Raw genomic sequence first — 9,138 nt, 5'->3', positions numbered from 1 at the left:
CCTCGCGTTCGCGTGGCGACGCGAGGCCAACCTCCGCGTCGAGGCGGTGTGCGCGGCGCTCGCGCTGCTCGCCGCGTGGTGGCTGGGCGCGCCGCTCTCACCCATCCTGCTGTCGTGCGCGCTCGTGATCTCGCTGGAGCTCGTGAACACCGCCGTGGAGTGCGTCGTGGACCTCGCGTCGCCCTCGCCTCACCCGCTCGCGGGCGCGGCGAAGGACGTCGCGGCGGGCGCGGTGCTGGTCGCGGCGCTTTTCGCGGTGGGCGTGGCGCTCGTGGAGCTCCTGCCGAGACTCCTCGCGCGGCTCTAGGGCAGCGGAAGACCGCCGGAGCGGAGGGCTCGGCGGCGGTCTTCGTCGATGTGGTTACGTGAAGGTAACGTTTCCGGTGGCGATGAGCCCCAGTCTGTGGGGCGAGGTTTCTCCGCTGGACGTCGTCCAGATGACGCCGAGTGATTCCGACAGTGCGTAGTTGTCTTCCTTCCGGTCGAGGTCATCCCCGTCACCTTCGAAGGGTGAAGCATCACACCCGATCGTCACGACTTCAGGAGTCACCGTTCCGGCGTTGGGCCAGCGCACGGCGGAGATGCAACCACTGTACGTGGCGGCGTCGAGAGACAGGCCCATCGATGTGACCGTGATGTTCTGCGCCATGATCTGTCCGTTGACGCGGAAATTGTTCGACTCTTCGAAGGCAACTCGGCTCATGACGACAACGCCTTTGAAATCAACCTCCGCCTTTTTCATGGTGACATCGCTTATATCGAGATAACCAGATCCTTTTATGGATATTCCGGTTTTTCTAGGGAGCGATATTTTGAGATATCCTTCCACTCTCTTTCTTTTTAGTTTTTCGCCATTTTCGTAGAGATGCACCATCTTCCTAGTATCTTTGATTTTAAATCTATAATATCCTTCACTGTGATTTTCATAGTATTCAAAGGCCGCTCCTTCGGCAACCCGATACTCATAACAGAAGACATCCCCAGAAGTAATGTAGATAGAACCATGAAAATCAATTTTGATCAACATAAAACTTTCCGATAATGATCAGTATCATCATGCCAGAGTAGACCAGGATCACCAGTCGATCCCTCTCCTCCCATTCGTTCCGTGGTTACGAAGCCCCCTCGGGGGGTGTGCTACACTCCTTCCTACATGGACGAGCCTCCCAGTTCTGGCTCCCCGGCCCACCTCGCCGCAGGGCGGGTTTTTCATTGTGGGCAGTGCGAGGAGCGCCCGGCTGGCGCCTCTCGCGAGGGTGCGCGCCGCACAAACAACGAACATCCGTGGCGCGCGCCCTCGGCGCGGAGGAGCGCGCCCCTGAAATGAACGACGTTCTCGGGCTTCTGGCCCTGTTCGTGCTGGTCCTGCTCAACGGATTCTTCGTCGCCGCCGAGTTCGCGCTCGTCAGCGTCCGCCGGACCCGCATCGACCAGCTCGTCGAGGAAGGCAGCAGCAGCGCGCGTGTCGCGCAGAAGGCCGTCCGCAACCTCGACCTCTACATCGCCGCGACGCAGCTCGGCATCACGATGGCGTCGCTCGGCATCGGCTTCATCGCGGAGCCCGCCATCCACCACCTCGTCGAGGGTCCCCTGGAGAACGCGGGCCTCGCGGCGGGCACCGTCACGACCGTGTCCTTCGCGATCGCGTTCGGCGTGTCCACCATCCTGCACATCGTCTTCGGCGAGCTCGCGCCGAAGTCCATCGCGCTGCAGCGCTCCGAGCAGGTGGCGCTCGCCATCGCGCGCCCGCTGATGATCTTCACGGCGGTCTTCCGCTTCGCGATCCACTTCCTCAACGCGCTCGGCGCGGGCGTGGTGCGCATGCTGGGCCTGCGGCCCGTCGCGGGCCACCACACGGCGCATTCCGAGGAGGAGATCCGCATGATCGTCTCGGCGTCCTCGCAGGAGGGCGTGCTCGAAGACGACGAGAAGGAACTCGTCTACAACGTCTTCGACCTGTCGGACACGGTCGTGCGGACCATCATGACGCCCCGCGTGGACATGGTGATGATCGACGCGACGTGCAGCGTCCGCGAGTTCCTCGCCCTCATCGCCGAGCACGGCTACTCCCGCGTGCCCGTCTACGAGGAGCGCGCCGACGACATCCGCGGCGTGGTGCACACGTCGGACGTGCTCGCGCACCTCGGCGACCTCGACGGCAAGACCGTCCGGGACATCATGCGGCCCACCTTCTTCACGCCGGAGAGCATGCGCGTCTCGGACCTGCTCAAGGCGATGCGGGAGAAGAAGACGCACATGGCGATCGTCGTGGACGAGTTCGGCGGCACGGCGGGCCTCGTGACCCTGGAGGACGTCCTGGAGGAGATCGTCGGCGAGATCTACGACGAGACGGACGACGAGGACGTCGCGCGCGTCACGGTCGTCGGCGAGGGCGAGTACCTGCTCGACGCGTCGCTCTCCGTCGACGAGGCCGAGGAGACGCTCGGCATCGACCTCGACGGTGACGAGGAGGTGGACTTCGAGACGCTCGCGGGCTTCGTGACGCAGCACTTCGGGTACATCCCGCAGCCCGGCGAGCACTTCGAGTGGGAAGGCTGGACCTTCCGGGTGGAGGCCGCCGACCAGCGCCGCGTCACGACGGTGCGCGCCTCGCGCGAGGCGCGGCCCGTGCCGCCCGAGGCGGCGGGCTCGGCGCCCGGCGCGGCGGAGGTGGCGTATGATTCCTGAGGTGAACGATTCCTCCCGGACCGAGACCGTCATGGACCCCGTGCTCTTCGACGCCGCGAAGGTGGCGTGGAAGCAGGCGTACGCGCCCTACAGCGGCTTCCACGTGGGCGCCGCGCTGCGCGCCGCGTCGGGGCAGGTGTTCTTCGGCGCGAACGTCGAGAACGCCAGCTACGGCCTCGCGCGCTGCGCCGAGCAGAGCGCCGTGCAGGCGATGGTGGCGGGCGGCGCCCGCGACTTCACCGAGATCGTGGTGTACACCGAGGCGAGCCCTCCCGCGAGCCCGTGCGGCGCGTGCCGTCAGATCCTCTTCGAGTTCTCCCCGGAGGCGCGCGTGACCTGCGTGAACCACCTCGGGGAGCAGGTGTCCGGCCAGGTGAAGGACTTCCTGCCGCACGGCTTCCGCCTCGAACGCTGAACCGCGTCCCGCCGGGGCGGCGCTCATCTGGAGCGCCGCCCTTTCCGATGTGGAACCGCCGACGGACGAACCCGCCTGGAGCTGTCTAGACTAGGGCGGAGGTGACCCCGTGAGCGACGAGTACACTCCCCCCATGGCCGACCCCGCGAGAGAGTTGTTCGTGACCGTCGAGGAGTACCTGGAGGGCGAGAAGGTGTCGTCCGTCAGGCACGAGTACGTGGATGGCCGCGTCTTCGCCATGGGCGGCGCGAGCCTGGCGCACACAAGGATCATCAGGAACCTCGTCGTGCTGCTCGACCGAGCGTCCCAGGGAGGTCCCTGCGAGGTACTCCAGCAGGACATGAAGGTCCATCCCGACGAGGGCTCGTACTACTACCCGGACCTCTCGGTCACCCGCGTGGAGCAGCGCGACCCGTACGTCGTGACCGCGCCCTGCCTCGTCGTGGAGGTGCTGTCGCCGTCCACGGAGGCGGTGGACCGGGGCGAGAAGCTCCAGCGGTATCGCCGCCTGCCGAGCCTGGAGGCGTACGTCCTCGTGAGTCAGGACCGCGCGCACGTGGAGGTCTACCGTCGCGGCGCGGGCGGCGTGTGGACCTACGAGGAGCTCTTCGAGGACGAGGCGCTCGCGCTGCCCTGCCTGGGCGTCACGCTCGACGTGGGCGCCATCTACGACCGCGTGGAGCTCGCGCCGCGCACGCGGCCCTCCCCCACCGAGCCCGCCTGATTCAGGCGGGCAGGTAGTACACGGCGAAGGCGAGGATCGCGTACACGCCGAGCAGCATCACGCCCTCCAGCCAGTTCGTCTCGCCGTCCCGCGAGACGCTGTTGGCGATCACCACGGCGGCGGCCACCGCGACGAGTTCGAGCTGGGACACGACGAGGTTCATGGGCTGCCCCACCACCAGCCCGAGCAGCACGAGGACGGGCGCGACGAGCAGCGCGACCTGCACGGTGGAGCCGAAGGCGATCGTCACGGCGAGCTCCATGCGGTTTTTCAGCGCGAAGGTCACGGCGGCGGTGTGCTCGGCGGCGTTGCCGATGATCGGGATCAGGACGAGGCCCACGAAGAGCTCGCTGAGGCCCAGCGTCGCGGTGGCGGCCTCCAGGCTGCCCACGAGGAACTCGGACATGAAGCCCACCAGCACGGTCGCGCCGAGCAGCACGAACGTGGCGCGCGCGGGGCTCCACGTGGCGTGCTGCTCCTCGTTGCTCTCGTCGGACGTGGAGATCAGGTCCCTGTGCGTGACGAGCGAGAAGACGATGTTGGCCACGTAGAGCAGGATCAGCACGACGGCGGTCGCGTCGGAGAGGCTCACGTCGAGGCGGGTCACCTCGGCGTTCGTCTCGGTGCGGCGCGAGACCACGTCGAAGATGGTGGGGATCAGCAGGGCGAGCACGCTGATGGTCAGGAGGCTCGCGACGTTCCCGGCGCTGCGGCGGTTGAAGATCTGCACGTGGAACCGCAGGCCGCCGAGCAGCACGGAGAGGCCCAGGACCAGCAGGAGGTTCCCGAGGATCGAGCCGACGATGCTGGCCTTCACCACGTCGATCCTGCCGGCCTGCAGCGCGAAGAACGCGATGATGAGCTCCGTGGCGTTGCCGAAGGTGGCGTTGAGGAGTCCGCCCACGGCGGTGCCGGTGCGCGCGGCGAGCTCCTCGGTGGCGCGGCCCATGAGGCCCGCGAGCGGCAGGATCGCGAGGGCCGACACGAGGAACACCCAGGTGCCGCCCACGCCGGCGTACTCCAGCACGAACGCCACGGGCACGAACACGAGCAGGAGGTTGAGCCACATGGGGCGAGTGTAATGGACGGCGCGCCGGACCCTCCCACGGGTGGAGGAATGCTCGAGACGCGCGTGGCACGCGGCGCGGGGTTCGGCTGTGAGCGGAATCTGGTAGACTCCTCTGGATGCCGACCGTGCAGGAACTGCGTGACAAGCTGCGCAAGCCCCTGGAGCGGGAGCTCCTGACGGGCTGCACCAACCGGGTCGTGGCGGGCGGCGTGGAGAAGCTTCTCGACAACCTCGGCAAGCCCTTCCCGCAGGTCCGTGAGACGCTGCGCGGCTACTCCGAACTCGAACCCGCAGGCCGCGCCGAGAAGCTGCGCTCGGCGCTCGCGCTGCTCGGCGGGGCGCCCGTCCCGGAGGGCCCGAAGATCAAGGCGCCGCCGCCCACCCCGGACGTCGGGGGGACCCGCTCCGTGGACACGCCCGTCGCGTCCCTCGACCTCGGGCCGGGCGGCGCGAAGAAGCTGCACGGACTGGGCCTGCGCTCCCTGCGGGACGTGCTGCACCACTACCCGCGCCGTCACGAGGACCGCCGCGCCCTGCCCAGTCTCGACGCCGTCGAGGAGGGCGAGAAGGTCACGGTGGAGGGCGTGGTGGTCAGCAAGTTCCGCCGCACGCCCAAGCCGGGCATGCTGATCCTGGAGGCGCAGCTGCAGGACGCGTGGGGCCGCAGGGTGAAGTGCACGTGGTTCGGGCAGCCCTGGGTGGAACGGCAGCTGCGCGAGGGCGCGCGTCTCGTCGTGACGGGCCGCGCGAAGCGCTTCGGGTCCACGCTGCAGATCGGCGTGGAGTACTTCGAGACGGACGAGGGCGCGAAGGACAGCCTCTCGACGGGCCGCATCGTGGGCGTCTACGACAGCAAGGAGGGCGTCTCGCAGGCCTTCCTGCGGCGCGCGGCGCACCTCGCGCTGACGAGCGCGGACGTCGGCGATCACCTGCCGGGCGCGTGGAGGCAGAAGTACGGGATCACGGACCTCGCGGACGCCCTCGCGGGCATCCACTTCCCTGCCGACGAGGACCACCTGACGCGCGCCATGGAGCGCCTGCGCTTCGACGAGTACCTCTTCCTGGAGCTTCGCATGCTGCTGCAGGGCGAGGACGGCGTGCTGCTCGGCAAGCGCTTCACCGCCGCCGAGGAGGACATGGACCGTTTCGAGGGCACGCTGCCCTTCCGCTTCACGGGCGCTCAGCGCCGCGTCCTCGGGGAGATCGCGGCGGACATGCGGGACGAGCGGCAGATGGCGCGGCTCGTGCAGGGCGACGTGGGCTCCGGCAAGACGGCGGTCGCCGCCTGCGCGCTCTACCTCGCCACGCGTGACGGCTACCAGGGCGCGCTGATGGCCCCGACGGAGATCCTGGCGCGGCAGCACTTCGCGAACCTCACGGGCTACCTCTACCCGCTGGGTGTGCGGGTGGGCCTCCTGATCGGCGCGATGACGCCGCGGCAGAAGTCGGAGATGCAGGCCGCCATCCGCGCGGGCGAGATCGACGTGGTGGTCGGCACGCAGGCCCTCATCCAGGAGGGCGTGGAGTGGAACAACCTCGGGCTGGCCGTCGTGGACGAGGAGCACCGCTTCGGCGTGATGCAGCGCCGCAAGCTCCTCGCGGGCCGTCCGGACGTCCTCGTGATGAGCGCCACGCCCATCCCGCGCTCGCTGGCCCTCACGGCGTACGGGGACCTGGAGCTCTCCGTCATCGACGAGCTTCCGCCGGGACGCACGCCGATCCAGACGAAGCTGGTGCAGGACACGCACCGCGCGCAGGCGTACGGCTTCGTGATGGGGCAGATCCGCGAGGGCCGTCAGGCGTACGTGGTCACGAGCCTCATCGAGGAGTCGGAGACGCTGACGGAGCTCATGGCGGCCACGCAGCTCGCGGAGAACCTGCGCGGCCTGCTGCCCGAGGCGCGCGTGGAACTGCTGCACGGCAAGATGAGCGCCGCCGAGAAGGACGACGTGATGGGCCGCTTCCGCGCGCGGGAGTTCGACCTGCTGGTCTCCACGACCGTCATCGAGGTGGGCGTGGACGTCCCGAACGCCACGGTGATGGTCATCGAGAACGCGGAACGCTTCGGGCTGGCGCAGCTGCACCAGCTGCGCGGACGCGTGGGGCGCGGGAGCCTGCAGAGCTACTGCGTGCTGGTGGCGGGCGACGCGAGCCGCAAGACGCGCGCGCGCCTCAAGGTGATCGAGGGCAGCACGGACGGCTTCGTGATCGCGGAGGCGGACCTCAAGCTGCGCGGCCCCGGCGAGATCAAGGGCACGCGGCAGTCGGGCATCCCGGACCTGAAGCTGGGCGACATCACGTCGGACGTGGAGGTCATCGAGCAGGCCCGCGAGCTCGCCAAGACGATCCTCGCGGGCGACCCGACCCTGACGCACCCGCGTCTGGCGGCGCTGCGCGCGGAACTGCAGGAGCGCGCGGCGCAGGTGGCGTACCGCGAGGTGATCTAGGCCGCCCGGCCTGGTTCGTGCGTTCGTGACATCCCTGTGACAACCCGGATGCGACACTGGAGGCACAGGCGCCTGAAAGCGGACGAGTGGCTCCGCGCGCAGGGAGGGGGACGTTCTCCCCCTCCCTTTCTCATGGCGCGCGCGCGTTTACAGTGGGCGCATGACGGACACAGGTGACAGGGTCGTCGGGACGGACCTGACGGGGAAGGTGGCGCTCGTGACGGGCGCGACGGGCGGCATCGGGCGGGTCACGGCGCGGGAGCTCGCGAGGGCGGGCGCGACGGTCGTGGTGATCGGACGCGATTCGCAGCGGACCGAGGAGGTCGCGTGGGAGCTCGGCAGCGTCTCGGCCTCGGCGGGCGTGCCGATCAAAGCGGACCTCGGGGTGCAGCGCGAGGTCCGCGAGGCCGCCGGGCGCTTCCGGGAGCGCTTCTCGCGGCTGGACATCCTCGTGAACAACGCGGGCGCGGTGAACGTGGAGCGCTCCGAGACACGTGACGGCATCGAGACGACGTGGGCGGTGAATCACCTCGCGTACTTCCTGCTGACCACGGAGCTCATGGACGTGCTGCGCGCCACGCCGGGCGCGCGGGTCGTGAGCGTCGCGTCGGACGCGCACCGCATGGGGCGCATGAACTGGGACGACCTGGAGGGTCTGCGCGGCTACAACGGCTGGGCGGCGTACGCGCAGAGCAAGCTCGCGAACGTGCTGTTCGCGCGGGAACTCGCGCGGCGGCTCAGGGGCTCGGGCGTCACGTCGAACTCGGTGCATCCGGGTCTCGTCGCGTCGGGCTTCGGGCGCAACAACCAGGGCTGGTTCTCGCGCGCGTGGGGCTTGCTGACGCCGATGTCGAAGACCGAGGAGCAGGGCGCGCGCACGAGCCTGCACGTGGCGACGAGTCCGGAGGTGGCGGGCGTGACGGGCCGCTACTTCTCCGACGAGCGTGAGGTCGCGCCGGGCGTGCGGGCCCTCGACGACGGCGCGGCGGCGCGACTGTGGCGGCTGAGCGAGGAGATGACCTCCCTGGCGGCGTCCGTCTGAGCGGCCGTTCATTGTAAGGAGTTCGTGAAGGAGGCGCGTGCGGTGTCGCACGCGCCTCCTTTCCTTCTTTCCATGGTCATTGCGCACGAAGGCCCATGAAGACGATCTTTTTTTGGCTTGTAAGTGCCTTGTGAGATTCCCGGTGTTACCGTAGCCCAAGCCACATGAGCTCCGTGTGATAAAGCTCGCCTCGCTGCCCGCCCCACCGGGCCGGCCCGAGCCGCGACGCGAAGCCGCCCCGACCGCCCCGCCCCCCGTTCCCTCAACCCCGTGGAGGACCCCATGGCCCGAATCCTGATCGTCGATGACTCCCCCGCCGACCTCAAAATGATGGAATCCATCCTCGTGCGCGACCAGCACACCGTCGCCGCCCTCAGCGACCCCACCGCGGTCGAGGCGACCGTCGAGACCGAGCGGCCCGACGTCGTGATGCTCGACGTCGTCATGCCCGAACGCAACGGCTACGAGGTCCTGCGCGGCCTCAAGCGCAACCCCGCCACGAAGGACCTGCCCGTCGTGCTCGTCAGCAGCAAGAGCGCCGAGACCGACGTCCGCTGGGGCCTGCGTCAGGGCGCCACGGACTACGTCACGAAGCCCTACACCCCCGAGCAGGTGCTCGCCGCCGTCCGCAAGGCCGTCGGCTGAACGGTCCCGGGCGACAGGAAAGGCAGGCGACGATGGACACCCCGCACCCCCACCACGCGACCGACACGCGCGCCCTGCTCGCGCGCGTCGGCGACCGCCTGCTCGCGC

Annotated in this window: 9 protein-coding genes; 7 read left to right on the top strand and 2 right to left on the bottom strand. The window is 68.8% G+C overall.

Annotated features, from left to right (window positions below):
• On the top strand, positions 1-307 hold a 307-nt coding region (locus DEIPI_RS27930), incomplete at its 5' end, for a diacylglycerol kinase (RefSeq protein WP_045233497.1).
• A 54-nt stretch (positions 308-361) separates the two neighbouring features.
• Here the strand turns inward: DEIPI_RS27930 and DEIPI_RS37270 are convergent.
• On the bottom strand, positions 362-1,027 hold the full coding sequence (locus DEIPI_RS37270; RefSeq protein ID WP_157463418.1) for a hypothetical protein: 666 nt from the start codon (positions 1,025-1,027) through the stop codon (positions 362-364).
• 296 nt (positions 1,028-1,323) lie between these two features.
• Here DEIPI_RS37270 and DEIPI_RS0102420 point away from each other — a divergent pair, with 296 nt between their 5' ends.
• From DEIPI_RS0102420 to DEIPI_RS27925, 3 genes are all read left to right on the top strand, one after another.
• Positions 1,324-2,688, top strand: a complete 1,365-nt coding sequence (locus DEIPI_RS0102420) for a hemolysin family protein (RefSeq protein WP_027480723.1) — start codon at positions 1,324-1,326, stop codon at positions 2,686-2,688.
• Between the two features lie 31 nt (positions 2,689-2,719).
• The gene (gene cdd / locus DEIPI_RS0102415; RefSeq protein WP_245588495.1) at positions 2,720-3,103 is read left to right on the top strand and encodes a cytidine deaminase; all 384 of its coding nucleotides are present in this window, start codon (positions 2,720-2,722) and stop codon (positions 3,101-3,103) included.
• A gap of 133 nt (positions 3,104-3,236) precedes the next feature.
• The gene (locus DEIPI_RS27925) at positions 3,237-3,827 is read left to right on the top strand and encodes a Uma2 family endonuclease (RefSeq protein ID WP_045233502.1); all 591 of its coding nucleotides are present in this window, start codon (positions 3,237-3,239) and stop codon (positions 3,825-3,827) included.
• Position 3,828: 1 nt separating this feature from the next.
• Here the strand turns inward: DEIPI_RS27925 and cax are convergent, their stop codons facing one another.
• Entirely contained in the window at positions 3,829-4,896 is a 1,068-nt protein-coding gene (gene cax, locus DEIPI_RS0102405; RefSeq protein ID WP_027480721.1) for a calcium/proton exchanger, read from the bottom strand.
• Positions 4,897-5,012: 116 nt separating this feature from the next.
• Between cax and recG the strand changes: the two genes are divergently transcribed.
• The 3 genes from recG (at position 5,013) to DEIPI_RS0102390 (ending at position 9,030) form a co-directional block, all read left to right on the top strand.
• Positions 5,013-7,343 (top strand): ATP-dependent DNA helicase RecG, encoded by a 2,331-nt coding sequence (gene recG / locus DEIPI_RS0102400; RefSeq protein ID WP_027480720.1) that lies wholly within the window; start codon positions 5,013-5,015, stop codon positions 7,341-7,343.
• A 160-nt stretch (positions 7,344-7,503) separates the two neighbouring features.
• Positions 7,504-8,385, top strand: a complete 882-nt coding sequence (locus DEIPI_RS0102395) for an SDR family oxidoreductase (RefSeq protein WP_045233495.1) — start codon at positions 7,504-7,506, stop codon at positions 8,383-8,385.
• Positions 8,386-8,667: 282 nt separating this feature from the next.
• A complete protein-coding gene (locus DEIPI_RS0102390) occupies positions 8,668-9,030 on the top strand; it encodes a response regulator (RefSeq protein ID WP_027480718.1) in 363 nt (120 codons plus the stop codon).
• The last annotated feature ends 108 nt before the right edge of the window (positions 9,031-9,138 follow it).

Source organism: Deinococcus pimensis DSM 21231, assembly GCF_000519345.1.
Classification (GTDB): Bacteria; Deinococcota; Deinococci; order Deinococcales; family Deinococcaceae; genus Deinococcus_A; species Deinococcus_A pimensis.
This window is presented reverse-complemented; position numbering and strand designations above follow the sequence as displayed.

Coding starts and splice junctions, on each gene's coding strand:
- DEIPI_RS0102420 (WP_027480723.1), top strand. CDS start 1,324: ATGAACGACGTTCTCGGGCTTCTGGCCCTGTTCGTGCTGGTCCTGCTC.
- DEIPI_RS0102395 (WP_045233495.1), top strand. CDS start 7,504: ATGACGGACACAGGTGACAGGGTCGTCGGGACGGACCTGACGGGGAAG.
- DEIPI_RS27925 (WP_045233502.1), top strand. CDS start 3,237: ATGGCCGACCCCGCGAGAGAGTTGTTCGTGACCGTCGAGGAGTACCTG.
- cdd (WP_245588495.1), top strand. CDS start 2,720: ATGGACCCCGTGCTCTTCGACGCCGCGAAGGTGGCGTGGAAGCAGGCG.
- recG (WP_027480720.1), top strand. CDS start 5,013: ATGCCGACCGTGCAGGAACTGCGTGACAAGCTGCGCAAGCCCCTGGAG.
- DEIPI_RS37270 (WP_157463418.1), bottom strand. CDS start 1,027: ATGTTGATCAAAATTGATTTTCATGGTTCTATCTACATTACTTCTGGG.
- cax (WP_027480721.1), bottom strand. CDS start 4,896: ATGTGGCTCAACCTCCTGCTCGTGTTCGTGCCCGTGGCGTTCGTGCTG.
- DEIPI_RS0102390 (WP_027480718.1), top strand. CDS start 8,668: ATGGCCCGAATCCTGATCGTCGATGACTCCCCCGCCGACCTCAAAATG.